The organism is Algibacter sp. TI.3.09 (assembly GCF_038154905.1).
Classification (GTDB): Bacteria; Bacteroidota; Bacteroidia; order Flavobacteriales; family Flavobacteriaceae; genus Algibacter.
On record NZ_JBAKAN010000001.1, the window covers coordinates 1,500,543 to 1,521,849 of the forward strand.

12 protein-coding genes are annotated in these 21,307 nt (G+C 33.6%); 11 read left to right on the forward strand and 1 reads right to left on the reverse strand.

Annotated elements, in window-relative coordinates; all coding sequences use genetic code 11:
- Positions 1–22: 22 nt before the first annotated feature.
- The 6 genes from V6246_RS05955 to rplS all read left to right on the forward strand — a co-directional run bounded on the left by V6246_RS05955 (position 23) and on the right by rplS (position 5,482).
- On the forward strand, positions 23–1,471 hold the full coding sequence (locus V6246_RS05955) for a glyceraldehyde-3-phosphate dehydrogenase (protein ID WP_341559598.1): 1,449 nt from the start codon (positions 23–25) through the stop codon (positions 1,469–1,471).
- Between the two features lie 133 nt (positions 1,472–1,604).
- Entirely contained in the window at positions 1,605–2,219 is a 615-nt protein-coding gene (locus tag V6246_RS05960; protein ID WP_341559599.1) for a tRNA (guanine-N1)-methyltransferase, read from the forward strand.
- Between the two features lie 137 nt (positions 2,220–2,356).
- Entirely contained in the window at positions 2,357–3,034 is a 678-nt protein-coding gene (gene trmD, locus V6246_RS05965; RefSeq protein ID WP_341559600.1) for a tRNA (guanosine(37)-N1)-methyltransferase TrmD, read from the forward strand.
- Positions 3,035–3,368: 334 nt separating this feature from the next.
- Positions 3,369–3,899, forward strand: a complete 531-nt coding sequence (locus V6246_RS05970; protein ID WP_341559601.1) for a hypothetical protein — start codon at positions 3,369–3,371, stop codon at positions 3,897–3,899.
- Positions 3,900–4,055: 156 nt separating this feature from the next.
- Complete coding sequence (locus tag V6246_RS05975; protein ID WP_341559602.1) at positions 4,056–4,781, forward strand: tRNA-uridine aminocarboxypropyltransferase; 726 nt, start codon at positions 4,056–4,058, stop codon at positions 4,779–4,781.
- A 350-nt stretch (positions 4,782–5,131) separates the two neighbouring features.
- Complete coding sequence (gene rplS, locus V6246_RS05980) at positions 5,132–5,482, forward strand: 50S ribosomal protein L19 (RefSeq protein ID WP_042502860.1); 351 nt, start codon at positions 5,132–5,134, stop codon at positions 5,480–5,482.
- Positions 5,483–6,264: 782 nt separating this feature from the next.
- On the opposite strand, the gene V6246_RS05985 is transcribed toward rplS, so the two are convergent.
- Positions 6,265–7,851 carry a solute:sodium symporter family transporter gene (locus V6246_RS05985; protein WP_341559900.1) on the reverse strand — a complete coding sequence of 529 codons (1,587 nt, stop codon included), beginning with the start codon at positions 7,849–7,851 and terminating at the stop codon, positions 6,265–6,267.
- Positions 7,852–8,013: 162 nt separating this feature from the next.
- Between V6246_RS05985 and V6246_RS05990 the strand changes: the two genes are divergently transcribed.
- The 5 genes from V6246_RS05990 (at position 8,014) to V6246_RS06010 (ending at position 21,300) form a co-directional block, all read left to right on the forward strand.
- A complete protein-coding gene (locus tag V6246_RS05990) occupies positions 8,014–8,892 on the forward strand; it encodes an aldose 1-epimerase (protein ID WP_341559603.1) in 879 nt (292 codons plus the stop codon).
- A 17-nt stretch (positions 8,893–8,909) separates the two neighbouring features.
- Positions 8,910–10,058: a galactokinase gene (galK, locus tag V6246_RS05995; protein ID WP_341559604.1), complete on the forward strand. Its 1,149-nt coding sequence runs from the start codon at positions 8,910–8,912 to the stop codon at positions 10,056–10,058.
- 23 nt (positions 10,059–10,081) lie between these two features.
- A complete protein-coding gene (locus V6246_RS06000; protein ID WP_341559605.1) occupies positions 10,082–11,101 on the forward strand; it encodes a UDP-glucose--hexose-1-phosphate uridylyltransferase in 1,020 nt (339 codons plus the stop codon).
- Between the two features lie 558 nt (positions 11,102–11,659).
- A complete protein-coding gene (locus tag V6246_RS06005) occupies positions 11,660–14,329 on the forward strand; it encodes a LamG-like jellyroll fold domain-containing protein (RefSeq protein ID WP_341559606.1) in 2,670 nt (889 codons plus the stop codon).
- A gap of 182 nt (positions 14,330–14,511) precedes the next feature.
- Complete coding sequence (locus V6246_RS06010; protein WP_341559607.1) at positions 14,512–21,300, forward strand: LamG-like jellyroll fold domain-containing protein; 6,789 nt, start codon at positions 14,512–14,514, stop codon at positions 21,298–21,300.
- The last annotated feature ends 7 nt before the right edge of the window (positions 21,301–21,307 follow it).

The window sequence follows — 21,307 nt, forward strand, 5'->3', positions numbered from 1 at the left end:
TACAACTAAAACTATTTAAATTATGTCCTTTAACAAAACTTATGAAAAGGAATTAGCATTTCAGGCCGACAGACGTCGAGCTACTGTAGAATTCATTAAAATTATTAGTGATCTCTGGTACGATAAATCTATAGAACTGGTTCTTTTTAGAAACCAACTTATAGACCGTAATGTGAGTCAGATTTTAAATCTTCATGAATATGCTGGTAAATTTGTACAAAAGCCAATTTCCGTTTTCGACTCGGTAGAAATTGCTCAAGCCATCAAAACGCTCGATGTGCCACCAGCAAAACTGGACATTGGTAAACTAACTTTCGAGTTTCAATCAGAAGACAACAAGTATAATAACGCCACAGCATTTGTTGCTTCAAAATTGAAAGACGCTCACAAAAACGGAAGTATTGATCCCAAAAACGTGATACTTTATGGTTTTGGTAGAATTGGCCGTTTGGTAGCCCGAGAACTTATGGCCAAAACAGGCCAAGGGAACCAAATGCGTTTACGTGCTATTGTAACCCGCGGAACTATTGATGCACAAATTTTAGAAAAACGTGCTGCGCTTTTACGTAACGATTCTGTACATGGAGATTTTTCTGGAACCGTTTCTATTGATGTTAAAAACGAAGCTTTAATTATTAATGGCACTACTGTAAAAATTATTTCGGCTAATAACCCGGAAGATATTGACTACACCAAATTTGGTATAGACAACGCTTTAGTTATTGATAACACCGGTGCTTTTAGAGACAAAGAAGCTTTAAGCAGACATTTAAAATCTAAAGGTGTCGATAAAGTATTGCTTACTGCACCAGGAAAAGGGATACCAAATATTGTATACGGTGTAAACCATAAAGAAAACAACCCAGACAAGCATGCTATTTTCTCAGCCGCATCGTGCACCACAAATGCTATAACTCCAATTTTAAAAGTTATGGAAGATTCTTTTGGTATAAAAAGTGGCCATTTAGAAACTATTCATGCTTATACAAACGATCAAAATTTAGTCGATAATTTTCACGGAAAATACCGTCGTGGTCGTGCCGCCGCATTAAATATGGTAATTACAGAAACAGGAGCCGGTTCTGCTGTCTCTAAAGCCTTACCAAGCTTAGAAGGCAAACTAACATCTAACGCCATTCGTGTACCTGTGCCTAACGGATCTTTAGCGATTTTAAATTTAGAACTTGAGAAAGAAACATCCCTACTTGCTGTAAATACTATTTTAAAGAAATATGCTTTGGAAGGTGATTTAGTTGAACAAATAAAATATGAGTTAAGCGACGAGCTAGTATCTAGCGATATTGTGGGTTGTTCTGCCCCTTCAATTTACGATAGTAAAGCCACTATTGTTAGAAAAGATGGCAAAAACATTCTACTATATATATGGTATGATAATGAATATGGTTATAGCCATCAAGTTATTAGATTGGCCAAATATGTTTCTAAAGTTAGAAGGTTTACCTATTATTAGTTTAAAACATCTAAAATAAAATGTTACCCGTATATAAATTAGCCTCATTTTAATGAGGCTTTTTAACTAATTATAAGCATATTTTCATAACTTCGTAAACCGAATTCAACCCATAAAAAAATTATTCTTAGAAATGAATTTTACTAAACAACTGTTCTTCATAGCTTGCGCGTTTTTATTGACGCTTTCGTCTTTTTCTCAAACCGATGCAACACAAGAAGAAGATAAATTATCTTTAAATAGTGGTTCAATAGATAACCAGTTTGAATTTGTTATTCGTCGTTCTAACAGCTGGCAAGATTATAAAACCGTAAAGAAAACATGGCTTTACACACTTAAAGCACATACTTTAGATTCTCTAAAAGCAGTGCATAAAGATTTAGTAGACACTCAATTGGTAGTTAAAAATCAAGCAAAAGAAATTGCTGATTTAAAATTAAACCTTTCTAATACACAAACAGATTTAGAAAAAACAAATACCGAAAAAAACAACATGGCTTTATTTGGTTTACAAATGAGTAAATCGAGTTACAACGTGCTTATGTGGTCTATTATTGGTGGGTTATTAGTCTTTCTACTTTTCTTTATCTACAAGTTTAATAACAGTAATGCGATTACTCGTGCTGCAAAGAAAAACTTAGAAGAAACAGAAGAAGAGTTTGAAGAGCACAGAAAAACAGCTCTAGAGCGCGAACAAAAAGTACGTCGCCAATTGCAAGACGAAATAAATAAGCAGAAAAAAGCTTAAACGCTTCAGTATATAATATTTAAAATCCGTAATCTTTATTACGGATTTTTTTGTGCCTAACTTTAATGGTGATGCTCTAAAACTAAATTAAAAATACCGAACAATTCATTTATCTTTGTAGCAGATAAAAACAAGCCATGCGTATAGATATTATTACCGTTTTACCAGAATTATTAAAAAGTCCGTTTGAAGCTTCTATTCTAAAACGTGCCATTGAAGCCGATTTAGTAGAAGTTCATTTTCATAATTTACGCGATTACACTACCGATAACTATAAATCTATCGATGATACTCAGTTTGGTGGTGGCGCAGGTATGGTAATGATGGTAGAACCTATTGATAAATGTATTTCTGCATTAAAAGAACAACGTGAATACGACGAGGTTATTTACATGACACCCGATGGTGAAACCTTAAAGCAAGGTATTGCTAACCAATTATCGATGCATGAAAATATTATTATTCTATGCGGACATTATAAAGGTGTAGATCAACGTGCGCGCGATCAATTTATTACACGCGAAATTTCTATTGGAGATTATGTGCTTTCTGGTGGCGAACTTGGAGCAGCTGTGCTTTGTGATGCAATAATTAGATTAATACCTGGGGTTTTGGGTAATGAAACTTCGGCCCTAACCGATTCTTTTCAAGATAATTTATTAGCACCTCCTATTTATACAAAACCTAGAGAATATAAAGGTTGGAAAGTTCCTGAATTACTATTTAGTGGCAATTTCCCTAAAATTGAAAAATGGAGAGAAGAGCAAGCTTACGAGCGTACTAAAAAATTGAGACCCGATTTATTGGATGAATAAAAAGGTTGTGGTGCGTACTTTAGTTGTGTGCTATTTGAAAAAATCATTACGTTGAATTGAAATTAACAAAAGACCAGTTTTTAGAAGTTACATTTATTTTCGAAAAAACAATAATCAGGTTTGATCTTGGAGTTTCAAAAATGGTTGAGAACTGAATTAGCTATTAAGAATGGAATTGTGATTTTCCAACTTTTAGCCGCTCTTGATCGATTTGATGAACCAGCAATAGAAATAGCCGATAAAATGACGAAATACAATTGAATATTAGATACGCTCAACAGTATTTAAATAAAATATAAAAATATTGAACAACGCTTAATAGAATCCTGAAACTATGAATTACAGAGAAAAATTTGAAGCTCAGGAAACAAAAAAGTTCTTAAATTATCTTGTAAGCGATGAAATTACTCCATTATTAGAAGACTATGGGTATAAGAAAAAAAAAGACGCTTGGTACAAAACCAATGGTGATATTTTCATTCAAATAGAGATTGTTAAAACTATACGTAATAATGGACGTAGAATAGCTTTTAAATTTCTAATCGCTATGTTCCTAAACGAAAAAAACAGTAAGCCTGTTGAATTAAAAAAAATACTAAATAATTTTGAATGGAATCCTAAAGAGAACTTTTTAAGTGAAATAGATTACTTTTTAACTGACGAACATTTAATATATAAAAAACAAAACTTTGGTTGGATGGATTGGTATATTGTTTCACAAGATACCTTCGAGGAAATAGTTGATAGTCATTTACTAAATGATTTTGAAAATTATTTAATCCCTCAACTTGAAAAAATTAATAACGAGGAATTATTCAATAAAACATTAAAAGAAAAAAAACCTAAAGTTTTAAAGTTAAAATAATTAAGAGCTGAAGGACAACAAAATATAAAACCAAAGGAAGATATAAATAAACGCAAAATATTTTATTTTGCTAAGTAATAAACCTAACCGAAAATACTTATTACCAACCTATGCTTCTGACGCTAATCATTCAAGCTAATTAAAACGATTCCCATATTGCAATCAGAAATAACAAACCCAAGAATAACATGTTACAAGTGCATGAGACCTTCAAGTACATGTATTTGTGAGCACATTAGTCCTTTAAAGACTAAAACTCGTTTTATTATTCTTATGCATCCTAAGGAATATAAAAAGGAAAAAAGTGGAACGGGACACATAACAAATCTTCAACTTGAAAATTCAGAAATTATAGTTGGTGTTGATTTTACCAATAATAAGCGTGTAAACGACATACTGGCTAAAGAAAACAGTTCTTCTTTTTTACTTTACCCAGGGAAAGATAATTTCAACTTATCGATAAGAGAAAGTTTAGAAATAAATTCTTTTATGGGCAATAATGCAAACCTATTTCTTATTGATGGCACATGGCCTTGCGCTCGTAAAATGCTTAAACTAAGCAGGAACTTGCAGAAATTAAAAAGAGTGAGTTTTGATAATACAATAAAATCAAAATTTATTATCAAGCAGCAACCAGAATCTCTTTGCCTTAGTACTATTGAGTCGGTTTACACGGTATTAAATTTACTTAAGGATAGTGATTTAGAAGAATGCGACACAAAGGACTTTCTTATTCCTTTTGAAAAAATGATTGAGCATCAACTGGAATATATGCTAAACCCAAATAATAAAAACTATTGCACTACTGCGAATAAAGCGATTACTCCTAAAACAATGTATAAGAAGAATACGGAAAGGAATATTATTTTTGAACAAGAATAGATGCAATATCTCTATTGATAGTGATAGACCTTTCGGGTAGCCAAATGTTAGTAAGTAGTTGTGTTAAGGATAGCAGCGGCATCCTTTTTGAGAAACTTAAAATAGACTGAATTTATTATTGATAACTATACTTTTAAAAAGAAGAAAACCATAGCACCATAGCTAAAACCTTCTCAAAAAGATATAGCGGATAGCCTGACCTGAAAGGGAACACCCTAATTAGGGTTTTAAATTTATTATTTTAATTGTGGGTTTTAAAATATTAAGTATCTTTGCAGCCAATTTCGGGTTAACCTCTGGCGAGAATCGTGAATGTTGTTCTGAATTAATAATTAAATAAATATAAAGATATGGAATCTTTAGTAAAATTTGTTCAAGACGAGTTTGTAACAAAAAAAGATTTTCCGGAGTTTGGAGCTGGAGACACAATTACTGTATACTACGAAATTAAAGAGGGTACTAAAACACGTACACAGTTCTTTAGAGGTGTAGTTATTCAAAGAAGAGGATCAGGTTCTTCTGAAACTTTTACAATTAGAAAAATGTCTGGTACTATTGGGGTAGAACGTATTTTCCCTGTTAATTTACCTGCATTACAAAAGATAGAAGTTAACAAACGTGGTAAAGTACGTAGAGCTAGAATCTACTACTTCAGAGGTTTAACTGGTAAGAAAGCTAGAATTACTGAACGTAGACGTTAATTACAAAACACTGTTTTACAGTAAGTTAAAAGCCTTAAGATAAATCTTAAGGCTTTTTTTATTAACAAATGTTAATAACCTAAGTTCATAAATCGTTGATAACTAGAGTCTTAAAAATTTTTAAATTTCGTATTGTGGTTGTATCTTAGCTGTAAGGATAATGACAATGAAAGTTGGTTTCACTTCAACACTGAATTTACATTTAATTCTAAATAAGATAACGTTCTTACAAATTATTGTTTTTTAAGATTTTGTTACTTCAGGTGTATGCGTGAGTAGCAAAAAAAAAGGACATTGTAAAACACCAAATGCCACATGGCAAGCGGTTTTAATAATGGACTACTTATAATAAGGCATGGAAACGAAGGTTTAAATGAATTTTATAAGTTGTGTTAATTGTGAAATACCAGCGAAAGCAAACCATCACCTTTTAACATCGAGAAAAACAATTACCACGATATATTAGTGTAATAGGTCAATACATTTTGAAATTACAGTAGTATATCAATTGAAATAGCAAACTTGAATTGAATAGGTTTTGATGAAAATTCGAATCGACTTAGTGAAATATTACTAAATTCAAGAAAACAAGAAAACTATTTCAAAAAAGCCATATCAAAGGAGATTAAGTTCTGCAGTGATATGGCTTTTGTTTTTTATAGCTTTTTGGGCTTATACCTCTACTCTAGTTTATGCAACTCGATATAAGCGTTCTTAATACTGCATAAAAAGAAAAAGCGCTCACTTAACATGAACGCTTTTTAATAATCTTATATGTTTCTCTATGAGAAATACACGTAAATACCAATTACGATAACGCAGATAGCGATACCAACGGTTTTTAAATGTTTCCATGGTGTAATATCTACTTGTTTTGTAAACTCTAATACAAAAGCTTCTTTACGCGGATATAGTTTACCAATGATTAACATGATAATTACATTAAGAACAAACAAAATTGCCATTACGTGTAAAAAATGCGGATAGTTATCGGCTCCTACTACAAATGGTTTTACTACAAACTGACTTAAACTATATAGCACAACTCCAGAAATAATAGCCACTTTTGCCGCTATTGCTGGTACATACTTTGTTAAATACCCAACCACAATAATAGTTAAGATAGGAATACTGTAACAACCGTTTACTTCTTGCAAGTATCCAAATAATCCGTCGGGAGCATTTGCAATTAAAGGCGCAATACACATGGATAATATAGCTAAAACCATTCCAAAAGATTTTCCTGCAAATACAGTTTGCTTTTCGGTTGCTTCTTTATTAATGTGAGATTTGTAAATATCGATTCCGAATAATGTTACTGAACTGTTTAATGCAGAATTAAAAGAACTTAAAATAGCTCCAAACAAAACAGCTGCAAAGAAACCTACTAAGCCAGCTGGCAATACCTCGGTTACTAATCTTGGGTAAGCTTCATCTGGATTCTCTAAAGTATCACCAAACATATGGAAAGCAATAATACCTGGCAATACAACAATTAATGGCCCAAGTATTTTTATACCCGATGCTAATAGTAATCCTTTCTGGCCTTCTTTTAAGTTTTTAGCTCCTAAGGCACGTTGTATAATCGCTTGATTGGTTCCCCAATAAAACAACTGTACTAGCATCATCCCTGTAAAAATTGTTCCAAAAGGAATGGCTGATTCTGGCCCTCCTAATGCTTTAAATTTATTAGGGTTTGCTTCCATTAAAGTTGATATACCATCACCTACACTACCATCGCCAATGGCTAACAATCCAAAAAATGGTATTAAAAGCCCACCGATTAATAAACCGACAGCGTTTATAGTATCAGACACGGCAACTGCTTTTAAACCACCAAATATGGCATAAACAGAACCTATAATACCAATACCCCAAACGGTAATCCAAAGTGCTGCAGTTTTAGAAACTCCCAACATATCTGGCACATTAAACATCGAATTGATGGCCAAAGCTCCAGAATAAAGTACAATAGGTAATAACACAACTACGTAACCACTTAAAAACAAACCAGATGTAATGGTTTTAGTCATTTTATCGTAACGTTTTTCTAAAAACTGAGGCACAGTTGTTATACCGCCTTTTAAATATCTTGGTAATAAAAATACCGCCGTTACAACCATAGCAATCGCTGCTAATGTTTCCCAAGCCATAACTAAAATTCCTTCTTTAAAAGCCGACCCGTTTAAACCAACTATTTGTTCTGTAGATAAATTGGTTAGTAATAAAGATCCAGCAATTACAACGCCTGTTAAACTTCTTCCTCCTAGAAAATAACCATCCGAGGAATCTTCGTTCGATTTTCGTGTTGCTAAATAAGATATAATAGCAACCAAGGCAGTAAAGCCTAAAAATGATATAATTTGCATCATATGTTTGTGTGGTTTAGTTTAATTTAAAATTCAAATATATCTAAAAATAAGAACATAAATCATTATTAATTGTAAAAAATACATTTATTTTAATAAATCACTTGTATTTGTGAGTCTAGTTCCTATATTTGTAAAACCAATTACCTTAAACAAAACATTTTGTACAGTATAAAACACAGTCATTCAGCACTTGAAATAGAAAATTCAAGCAAAACCGTTTTCGCTAAAATTTGCTTAAACGATGGTGCAAGCCTTCAAGAATTAAAACTTTTTGGACAAATTTTAATAAAAAACTTAAGTCCTTTAGACTATAAAAACACCTATGCATCGTCCATTCTTTTTCCTTTTGCAAATAGAATAAAAGACGGTACTTACACATACAACAACGAAACTTATAAGTTTCCTGTTAATGAAGCACCAAATAATAATGCCTTACACGGTTTGGTCTTTAATAAAACATTTGATGTTATAGATGAAGTAACAACCGAAAATAGCGCTTCTGTAAAACTACTATATAAGGAAGATAAAAAATCTGAAGGTTTTCCGTTTACCTACTCTATTCAATTGGAATATAGAATTACAGAAACTACGCTAGATTTAAATGTAGAAATAACAAATACTGATAATGAAGCCTTCCCGTTTACATTAGGCTGGCATCCTTATTTTTTAAGCAGTAATTTATCTGAAAGCTTACTATCTTTTGAAAGCACAAAAAAAATGGTTTTTAGCGATCGTATGATTACGACAGAAACCATTAACAATCCAGATCCGTCTGAAATGTTATTGAAAGATAAACAGCTAGATGATTGTTGGGAGCTAGATAAAACCGAAGTCGAATTTGCAACGCCTAATTATAATTTAAGCATAAACTCTTCCGAAGAAAATTGCTTTTTACAAGCCTATACTCCACCGCTAGTTAACGTAATTGCTATAGAACCAACAACGGGAGTTTCCGATAGTTTTAATAATAAAATTGGTCTAAAAACCTTAGCGCCAAATACCACATACCAATTAGATTGGAACCTAAAACTAAACTAACATAATACTAAGAAATTATGAACACAACTTTAGTAAACCAAATTAAACAGGAGTTTCTAGATAAATTTAACGAAGAGCCTTTAATGGTTTTCTCTCCTGGAAGAATAAATATAATTGGTGAGCACACCGATTATAACGACGGTTTTGTATTTCCTGCAGCTGTAAACAAAGGTATTATTGCTGCTATCAATAAAACAACAAACAACACATCATCTGTTTGTGCATCCGATTTTAACGATACCATTTCCTTTTCAATAGACTCTATTGCTCCTATGGCAAAAGAAAGTTGGGGGAATTATGTTTTAGGTGTTATTGCAGAAATACAGAAATTAGGCAAAACCGTAGAAAATTTCAATATGGTTTTTGGAGGCGATATTCCGTCGGGTTCAGGTATGTCATCATCTGCTGCTTTAGAAAACAGTGTTGTTTTTGGTTTAAATGAATTGTTTAATCTTGGTTTCAGTAAAACTGAAATGATTTTTATTTCTCAAAAAGCAGAACATAATTACGTAGGTGTAAATTGCGGTATTATGGATCAATATGCTAGTATGTTTGGTATTAAAAACCATGCGTTACTTTTGGATTGCCGTTCGATTGAAGCTAAACCTTTTGAAATTAATTTTGAAAATTATGAGCTCATGCTTATCAACACTAACGTGAAGCATAGCTTATCTGATAGTGCTTACAATGATCGCCGCTCTGTTTGCGAGAGTATTTCTAAAATGCTTAACATAAAAGCCTTAAGAGATGCTAATGAAGCTGATCTAGAAAAAGTAAAAGATAAAGTTACAGACGAAGATTACCAAAAAGCTTTATTTGTAATACAAGAAAATAACCGTGCAGAACAAGCATCTGCAGCAATGCAAAATGGTGATTTAAAAACCCTAGGGAAATTAATTTACGGATCGCACCATGGTTTGCAACACCAATATAAAGTGAGTTGTGATGAATTGGATTTTCTAGTTGAAAGTGCAAAAGAAAATAAAGATATTTTAGGCGCACGCATGATGGGTGGTGGCTTTGGTGGTTGCACTATAAATTTAATAGCAAAAAATGCTGTAGAAGATTTTAAAACTTCGGTAGTACCAGCCTATAAAAAAGCGTTCGATAAAGATTGTTCAATTTACACCGTAGAACTTTCAGACGGGACACACCTTATAAAATAATTCAAAATTTAAAAGACATTACAATGACTACCGATTTACAAGATTTTTCGCATAAACGTTATAATATATTAACCGGTGAATGGGTTTTAGTTTCTCCACACCGTGCAAAACGCCCTTGGCAAGGACAAAACGAAGCTGTAAACAATGAAGTACGCCCATCTTATGATGAAAGCTGTTATTTATGTGCAGGAAATGCTAGAATAAACGGAGAGAAAAACCCAAATTATGAGGATGTTTTTATTTTCACAAACGATTTCGGTGCCTTGCAAACCGATTCTAAAGCTTTTAAAGTAGAAGATGGTTTATTAAAAGCGCAAAGTGAACAAGGTATTTGTAAAGTAATTTGTTTTAGCCCAGATCATTCCAAAAGTTTAGCAGACATGAAGCCTAACGAAATTGAAAAGGTCGTTTTTGCTTGGCAACATGAATACAATGAACTTGCTGAAAACGATTTAATAAATTATGTTCAAATTTTTGAAAACAAGGGAGCTGTAATGGGCTGTAGTAATCCACATCCGCATGGACAAATATGGAGTCAAACCACATTACCAAACGAAGTTGACAAAAAGAACACGCAACAATTAAACTACTTTAACAAAAATAAAAGTAGTCTTTTGGGCGATTATTTAGCTCAAGAACTAGAAAAGCAAGAACGTATTATTTTTGAAAACGATGCTTTTGTTGTGCTAATTCCGTTTTGGGCTGTTTGGCCGTTTGAAGCTATGATTGCTCCTAAAAAGCAGCAAAGAAACATATCTGAATTATCAGGAAATGAAACTTTACTATATGCTGAAGCTATTTCGGTAATAACTAAGGCTTACGATAAGCTGTTTAATACATCATTTCCATACTCTAGCGGTATCCACCAATCTCCTACAGACGGAGAAGCTAACGACCACTGGCATTGGCATATGAGTTTCTATCCACCATTATTACGTAGCGCAACGGTTAAGAAATTTATGGTTGGTTACGAAATGTTTGGCTCACCTCAACGTGATATTACCGCAGAGAGTGCCGTTAAAATGCTTCGCGATTTGCTTTAAATCATTAAAATATTCTCAAAAAAAGCCTTTACAATTTTGATTGTAAAGGCTTTTTTATGCCCTAAAGTTAAAATCTATTAACAGTTTTCTTCAAATTTAATCTCCTTTATTCTACTCTTCATTTAAACAGTTATTCAATATATCAAATTGATATTTTACAAAAAACAGCAATTATATGTAAAAAATTCATTGTTTATATTTTTGTTCTCTACATGAAATCAAGCTCAAAACGACTCATAAACAAGTATTTTTCCTTACAAAAATGTATTTCAACGATTAATTAATGTATTTCAACGTTTTAATTAGAATGTTTTATATGTTTGCAGTAAGAAATAAAACACGAACTAAAAACAGATATAAAAATGGTCTAAAAAAAATCATTGGGTAACATAGCAAAAACTATTTTTTACAATTCCCAAATTTCAATTAACCCAAAAGATATTTCATCAAAAATAACAGAAGAAGCAAAATAGAAATAACCTATAAGAAGTTCCCCCTAAACTTCTTTTAAAAATCTCCCTAAGGATTTATAGCGTTAACTAACACCACAACCTACTCATGAGCACGACATACAAATATAGCTGGCTTAAAAAATGCACATTAACCCTAATCGTAATTTATAGTTTTGCAATACCTTTAAACTTAAATGCATACAATTTAATTGCAAAAGTTTCTGAGACTAGTAAAATAGCTTTATTAGAAACAAGCCTTACTGTTAGAGATTCTTCTATAAACGTAAACGGAAAGTATGAGCTTTATTTTGATGGATTGGATGATTATGCCGAAGAGCCTTACGTTATCGACTCTTGGGAAGAAGTATCAATTATGGCATGGATTAAACTTGATAGCTTATCTCAAGATGTCCAAATTATTGCCGGTCAACGTGCATTTTACCTTCAACTTAATGCTAATAAAAGTGTTAGTGCTTTCGCAAATTCAAAAACATTAACTAGTAAAACACTATTAAACACAAATCAATGGTATCAGGTTACAGTAACGCACAAACCAAAAGATTTTAAGTTATATATTAATGGTGAAGCAGAGGCTACAAGATCAACAGCTTCTGGAAACATACAACACGATACATCAAACTTTACAATTGGTAAATATCCAAGTAATAGCAGTAATTACTTTAATGGTTCTATAGATGAGTTTCGTTTATTTAATAAAGCTCTTTCTAGCAATGAACTTCGCAAAATAATCTACCAAGAAATTGAAGATAACAATGGTATTGTAAAAGGGAGCGTTTTACCAAAAAACATAACCGATTTTGATGCAGAAACCAATACATCAACTGCTTTACCTTGGGAAAACTTAAAAAGGTACTACCGTATGGATGTTATTGAAGATAATGTACTATTTGATTCTGCTAACTTAATAAGTGACAATACAATACATGCACAAATTCATAATATTGAAACCATTAACGAGCAATCGGCACCAATGCCATTTGTTACTACGCAATCGGGATCTTTAGAAAATGCTTTAAATAATATTGAAAAAGGCATAGATGGATCAGACGCTGTAAAATACAATTGGTCTATAGTAAACATTAAACACAACGATGTATATTATTCTAATACTCAAAAACACTTAGGATTAATTGTAGACTATGCAGATGCAGATTTAAACCCAATTACATATGTAGTTAGAAACGATTCTGAATTAAACGTGAGCTGGTATTTAAACCTAAACGGAACCATTGATTTAAGAGGGAAATCTCAATTAATACAAGGTTTAGAAAGTACACTTGCCAATACAAGCCAAGGTAAAATAACACAAAACAGAAACCTTGAGGGCGACATATACACCTACAATTATTGGTCTTCTCCTGTGGGTCAAACTAATAATTTAACAAACAACAATAATTATAAATTAGCCGATGTTATTAAAAACATTAGCTTTTTAAGATCGGGTTACAACGGAACAGAAACAGCAGTTGCAGATTACTGGATTTGGAAATATTGCAACTTAATGAACAATAACAATACTCCCATTTGGCAACATGTAAGAAGTACAGGAATTTTAAAACCTGGTGAAGGTTTCACCATGAAAGGCACCGGAACTAATAGTGAAAAAATTAAGCAAGACTATCTAATTGAAGGTAAACCAAATAATGGAGATGTAAACATACCTGTTTATGCCGGAAACGAATATTTAGTTGGTAACCCATACCCATCCCCTATTGATGCTCAACAATTTATTTTGGACAACAGCGAAGAGCATTCCGGAGTTACAACAGGTGTTATTTATTACAAAGAACATTATAGTGGCGGTACGCATAGCCTTGGTGATTTTCAAGGAGGCTACGCAACATACTCACTTGCTGGCAGTATTCCTGCTGTTTGGCAAGGTGAAACGGCTCCGTTAATAACAGAAAATGGTTTAAGTTTAGAAGCCTCAAGACAATATATTCCAGTTGGTCAGGCATTTTTTATGGTGGCAAAAACTTCTGGTGATATTAAATTTAATAACGGACAACGTGCCTTTTATGTCGATAACAACGTCGCTGCCAAATCATCCCATACTAAAATAGCGGCCGAAGATGACAACAGACCAAAGCTTAGATTAGGTTTCAATTCTGTAAATCAAATACATAGACAATTACTAGTAACTGCCGATGAGCATGCTACTTCTGGTTACGATTCAGGATTTGATGCTCAAGATATTGATCAATTATCCGATGATATGTATTGGTTAATTAATAATGAAAAATTCAGTATTCAAGGTATTGATATTATAGATGAAACTACTAAAATTCCTTTAGGTATTCATACAAAAACCAATGGAGCGAATACAATTAGTATTGATGAATTAGAACATTTTCCAGAAAACTTAAATATCTACCTCTACGATAAAGAATTAAATATCAGCCATAATTTAAAAGAAAGCGATTATACTATTTATTTAGCAGCAGGTTCTTATTTAAATAGATTTGAAATTACGTTTTTCGAGCAAGTAACTTTATCTAATACAGAATTTGAAAATGATAAAATCGATATGTACTTTTCAAATTCAGAAAATAGCATCGTAATTAACAACCCTTCTTCGATTTATATCGAATCAATTCAAATGTATAATTTGGTTGGTCAATCGGTTTTCAATCTTGAAACTAAAGCAAGTAAAAGTAATTTCTCACGTAGGGTAGAGAAAACACATCCAGGCGTATATATTTTGAAAATAAAAACAAGTCATGGTGTCTTAAGTAAAGAGGTATTAAAAAAATAAATAACTCCCTCATTTAAAAATCATTACACTTAAAATTGTTTTCTATAAAACTAAAAAAAACAAAAAAAACCCCAACAAAAACACATTTATCTAGATAAACAGATTTGTTTATAGGAATTTATTTCCATAATATTGACGCTCCCTCCCTCTAGTCTCTCAAGAATTATGATAATAGCGTCTTAATGAAACAACCAGATCTGATTAAATCTCGAAGGTTTTTTATGCCTTCTTTTTTAGAAAAACTGTCTTCAAAAAACAATAAATACAATCCATTGTTTTTGATAAAATCTTTATCTCAGTTTGCTAAAAACCATTCAAATTATTTTCTAAAATCACTACAACCAAAAAAAGCTTCACCCATGTTGCTTTTATTTTGTTGCTTTTATTCTGCTGTCGCTTTTTCTCAAGTGCCTGCTAATAATGATTTAATAGATGCCACAACTGTTACGCATAGTTCAAGTTGGTGTTCTGCAGATGGCGCTTACACTACACTTAATGCAACAGCCGACGGCCCGAAAGGAATAGCATGGGCAAATGGACCAAACTTTAACGTGTGGTTTAAATTTCAGGCTACAGCAGCGCAAGTCAATGTTAAATTAACGCCTGACGGTATGCGCTATCCTTATTTAGCGTTATGGGATATTAACCAAGTAGAAATTCAAAGTAAAAATTATATTGACGTTAGTAGTTCAATAAATGTACAATCCAACAGTTTAACTATTGGCGATTGGTACTATGTATCGGTAGACAACCACAGCTCAAACAGCCATCGAGGTACATTTAGCTTATGTATTGAAGATAAGGTTGATTTCGATTTTAAGGAAGGTGCCGTTGAAGTACCACATACTGCAAACTGGTGCTCTGCTGATGCTGAATACACAACAAGTAACGGCTATCCCGATGGCCCTAAAGGTTCTGCATGGTCTAGTGATCCAAACGCTAATGTCTGGTTTAAATTTAAAGCCACAACCACACAAATTAATGCTGAAGTAAAGCATGGCGGTACATTTGGTAGTGCTCGCTACCCCTTATTAGCACTTTGGGATGCATCTGGTACAGAAGTTACAAGTAAGAATTTCAATTACACAGGAAGTTCTATTAGGATACAATCTAAAAACTTAACTATTGGAAATTGGTACTATATATCGGTAGATAATTACAGCTCTCCTGCCTACCGTGGCAGCTTTACCTTTTGCGTTGACGATAAGGTAAATTTTGATTTTAAAGAAGGAGCCGTTGAAGTGCCACATACAGCAAATTGGTGCTCTGCTGATGCAGAATACACAACAGTTGATGGATCTCCCGATGGAGTTAAAGGTTCCGCTTGGGCTAGTGAACCCAACGCTAATGTTTGGTTTAAGTTTAAAGCCACAACTACACAAGTAAATGCTGAAGTAAAGCATGGCGGAGTATTAGGTGATGGTCGTTATCCGTTATTAGCACTTTGGGATGCATCTGGAAATGAAATTAATAGTACAAATTTCAACTATACAGCAAACTCTATTAATGTACAATCTAACAATTTAACTATTGGAGATTGGTATTACATATCGGCAGACAACTATAATTCTACTAGTTACCGTGGTAGCTTTACCTTATGTGTAGATGATAAAGTGAATTTTGATTATAAAGAAGGAGCTCTAGAAATACCGCATACCGCAAACTGGTGCTCTGCAGATGCCGAATATACTACAGTTTACGGATCTCCCGATCAGGTTAAAGGTTCTGCATGGTCTAGTGATCCAAACGCTAATGTCTGGTTTAAATTTAAAGCCACAACTACGCAAATTAATGCTGAAGTAAAGCATGGCGGTACATTTGGTAGTGCGCGCTATCCTTTATTAGCACTTTGGGATGCATCTGGAACTGAAGTTAATAGTACAAATTTCAACTATTCAGCAGACTACGTTAATGTTCAATCTAGCAATTTAACTATTGGAGATTGGTACTACATATCGGCAGATAATTACAATTCTACCGCCTATCGTGGCAGTTTTACTTTATGTGTTGACGATAAGGTTAATTTCGATTATAAAGAAGGTGCTATTGAAGTGCCACATACTGCGGATTGGTGCTCTGCTAATGCTGAATACTCAACAGTACACGCATCTACCGATGGCACGAAAGGTTCTGCATGGGCCAACGGACCAAACTTTAACGTATGGTTTAAGTTTAAAGCTACCTCTACACAAGTAAATGCTGAAGTAAAAAAGGACGGTACCTTTGGAGACATGCGCTATTCTTACGTAGCACTTTGGGAAGAAGATGGTACTGAAATTACAAGTAAAAATTACAATAATGCGCTTAACACCAGAAATGTTCAATCTAACAATTTAACTATTGGAAATTGGTATTATATATCTGTCGATAATCACAGCTCTACAAGTTATAGCGGCACCTTTACTTTATGTGTAGATGATGAAGTAGATTTCGATTATAAAGAAGGTGCTATTGAAGTTCCACATACCACAAGTTGGTGCTCTGGCGATGATGAATATAATACCTACAACGCCTCTCCCGATGGTACAAAAGGTTCTATTTGGTATGATGGACCTAATTACAATGTATGGTTTAAATTTCAAGCTACGGCAGCACAAGTAAACGCTCAAGTAAAAATAGGAGACCCGTCTAAAAATATTCGTTATGCTTCTATGGCACTTTGGGATCAATCAGGAAATGAAGTTAAAAGTGCTAGTTATTACAGCGTTGATAGCTCAATTAATGTGCAAACCAATAATTTAACCATTGGAGACTGGTATTATATTTCTGTAGACCATAGAAATAGCATCTATTATATGGGTGACTTCACGTTGTGTATTGAAGATAAAGTAGGTTACGATTATAAAGAAGGTGCTATTGAAGTCCCTCACACAACCTCCTGGTGTTCCGGAGATGAAGAATATACAACTTTCAATGCCTCTCCAGATGAAGCCAAAGGTAGCAATTGGTACGATGGACCTAATTACAATGTTTGGTTTAAATTTCAGGCCACAGCACAACAAATAAGTGCGCAACTAAAAATAGGCGGTACATACGGAGATATAGCTTACCCTTTTATTGCAATTTGGGATAATGCCGGAACAGAAATTAAAAGCACAAATTATTATAGCAGTTACAGTTCTATAAAAGTACAATCAACCAATTTAATCGTTGGAGATTGGTATTATATATCGGTAGATCATCGAGACAATGTTAATTACCGTGGTACTTTTAGTTTATGTATCGAAGATAAAGTCGATTTCGATTATAAAGAAGGAGCTGTTGAAGTTCCTCATACCGACTCTTGGTGTTCTGGAGATGCAGAGTACTCTACAGTTCATGCTTCAGCCGACAGTGATAAAGGTAGCGCATGGTTTGATGGCCCTAACTATAACGTTTGGTTTAAGTTTCAAGCTACTTCAACACAATTAAGAGCAGACGTGAAAATTGGTGGCGCTTATGGCGACGTAGATTTCCCTTTTATTGCTCTTTGGGATGCTACTGAAACCGAAATTAAAAGCACGAATTACTATAACAATGAATCTATTAACCTACAAACCAATAATTTAATTATTGGAGATTGGTACTATATATCAGTAGATCATAGAAACAGTATTTATTACCGTGGTACTTTTAGTTTATGTATTGAAAACAAAGTAGGCTATGATTATAAAGAAGGCGCATTAGAAGTACCGCATACCACAAATTGGTGTTCTGCAGATGCAGAGTACTCTACAATTCATGCTACACCCGACGGTGATAAAGGAAGTGCATGGTTCGATGGCCCGAATTACAACGTATGGTTTAAATTTCAGGCGACAACAACACAACTAAAAGCCGATTTAAAAATTGGTGGTGTATATGGTAATATGGATTACCCCTACATAGCACTTTGGGATGTTGCAGGAACAGAAATTAAAAGTGAGAATTACTTTAATAATACCGACTCTATCAATCTACAATCCAACAGTTTAATTATTGGAGATTGGTATTATATATCAGTAGATCATAGAAACGCGGCCTATTACCGTGGTGCATTTAGCTTATGCATTGAAAATACAATAGATTATGATTATTATGAAGCTGCTATAGATATTACCTCATTAATTAATTCTTGTTCTGCAGATGCCATTTACACAACAAGAGGAGCTTCTCCAGATTTAAATAGCGGAACGGCTTGGAATAATAGTGGACCTAAATACAACCGATGGTTTAAATTTATTGCTCCTCCAACTTCGGGTCAATTTAATATTCTAATTGATAGAGGTGACGAAAAAGGTACACAGAGAGGAACTCAAGTGGCCTTATGGAAAGATGGAGGTACAGTTGAAGTCAACAGTGCTAGATATTCATCTTCAACTGATGATGTTACATTATCTGCTACTAATTTAACACCGGGAGACACCTATTATATCTCGGTAGACACATACTCAAGTAATAGCTATACCGGTACATTCACAATCTGTTTAGAAAATACATTTATAGATTTTAATGGTACGGATTATTATGTAGACTTTGGCAGAAACCATAATTTTACGAGTCAATTTTCATTAGAATCTTGGGTACTTCAAAAAACAAATTCAGGAACAGCTGCTATAATTTCAAAGGGAGAAACCCAAACAGGTAATCTTAGAGGTTATCATTTAACCATAAAAAATGGTTACCCTAATCTATCTTGGTACGATAATTCAGGAAATGCTATTTTAGATCTCTCTTCACCTTTTGAAATTACCGAGAATACTTGGCACCATGTGGCAACATCGTTTAACGGAAGCATAGCATCACTATATCTCGATGGTGTTTTAGTTGCAAGCCAAAGTACAAGTAGACCTTTAAGTAATAATCAATCTTTTTTAATCGGAGCGAGTTATGATAGCAGTTCGGCTTCTTCAGTAAAAAATAATTTCAATGGTTTTATAGATGAAGTTCGTGTATGGAATATCGGCTTAACACAACAGCAGATTCAAGATATGATGAACCAGGAAATAGTTCAAACCGGAACTATTGTAAACGGTAAAATTACAAATCAAGATGTTCATGCAGGCTTACGCTGGTCTAATTTAAGAGGTTATTATCCTATGACAGACAATACAGCAACCGACCATTCTAATTACAATATAGATGGTACATCAAAAAACAACACCACTACCCTTCAAGAACAAACTGCACCGTTACCGTATATATCAGCGACAAACGGAAACTGGGAAAATGCTACAACATGGTTAAATAGCGACGTACAATATGCGCCAAACACGGCTATGTATGGTACACGCATAAATTGGAATATAGCAGAAATTAATCATAATATTAATAATACCACAGGACATAGTGTTTCTGCTTTAATAATAGATAGTCCTGCGACATTAACAGTAAAAGCTTCTGATAGTTTAAGTGTTTCTAGATATTTAAAATTAAATGGTGAGCTTACTTTAGAAGGAGACTCTCAACTTATACAAGGTATTGATAGTGAACTGGATGTTACTAGCTCTGGGACTTTATTAAAAAACCAACAAGGAAGCGCTGATACCTTTACTTATAATTATTGGTCTTCTCCAGTTGGTCCTCAAAACATAACGGATAACAATAATAGTTATACATTACCCGAAGTTTTCGATGACGTTACTTTCTTAACATCAGGTTACAATGGTACCGTATCTCCTTTAGGTATTTCTACAGCTTGGATTTGGAAATTCAACAATAGAACAAGCGATGATTATTCGGAGTGGCAACATGTAGGAAACACAGGTTCTCTTCTGCCTGGCGAAGGCTTTTCCATGAAAGGTCCAGGGTCTGGAGTACCATCAGACTTGCAAAACTATCTATTAAAAGGAAAACCTAATAATGGAGATATTAACTTAACGATTAATGCTGGTAACGAATATTTAGTTGGTAACCCTTACCCGTCTGCAATAGACGCTAAAGCCTTTATATTAGATAATGGTACTACTATCGCTGGGCCAGGATCTACAACTGGAACACTTTATTTCTGGGAACATTGGGGAGGAAATTCGCATAACTATAGTAGTTATCAGGGCGGTTACGCTTCGTATTCACTATCAGGTGGTGTACCAGCTGTATCAAAAGCTTCAAGTCATGCAGATGTTGATCAAGGAGGCGTATCCACAAAAACACCAGGTAGATACATACCTGTTGCTCAAGGATTTTTTGTTGCTGCAGAAGCAACAGGAACTATAAAATTTAATAATGCACAACGTGTATTTCAAACTGAAGATGGTACCAATTCTGTTTTCCTAAAATCTGCTAATAGTAAAAACTCGAATACTTCTCCAAACAATCATGACGATTTACGAGAGAAGTTAAGAATTGGTTTTTACTCTACAAACAAGATTAAAAGGCAACTATTAACTACCGTAGACCCAAGTGCTTCTATAGGTTACGATTGGGGTTATGATGGACCAAACATCGACTATCAAATTGATGATATGTATTGGTTAATTGATGATAACACATACGTTATACAAGGTATAGATGAAATTGACGAAACAACCGTGTTACCCTTAGGTATTCACTTAAAAAACGAAGGTGTAAACATTATTTCTATCGATGAGATAGAGAATGAAGTAACGCCGTATGATATCTATCTTCATGATAAAGAATTAAACCTTTATCACAATTTAAGAGAAAGCGATTATTATGTAACCTTAATAGCAGGTAAATATCTAGATCGTTTTGAAATCACCTTCACAAACAGTTCGGAAACATTAGGCACAACGCCTTTAGAATTGGTAAACCGACCTGTATTAGTTTCTTTTTCTAACGATAATGAAAGTGTTGTTATTAGCAACCCGAATGCGCTTTATATAAAATCTACAGAGATAATTAATATGTTAGGCCAGTCTGTTTATAGTTTTGACACTAAATCTAATGAAACATCTATAATTCAAGCTACTAAAAACCTTAGTACAGGCTCTTATATTATAAAACTAAACACCGATAATGGTATTGTGACTAACAAGGTATTAATAGAATAAACCTTCA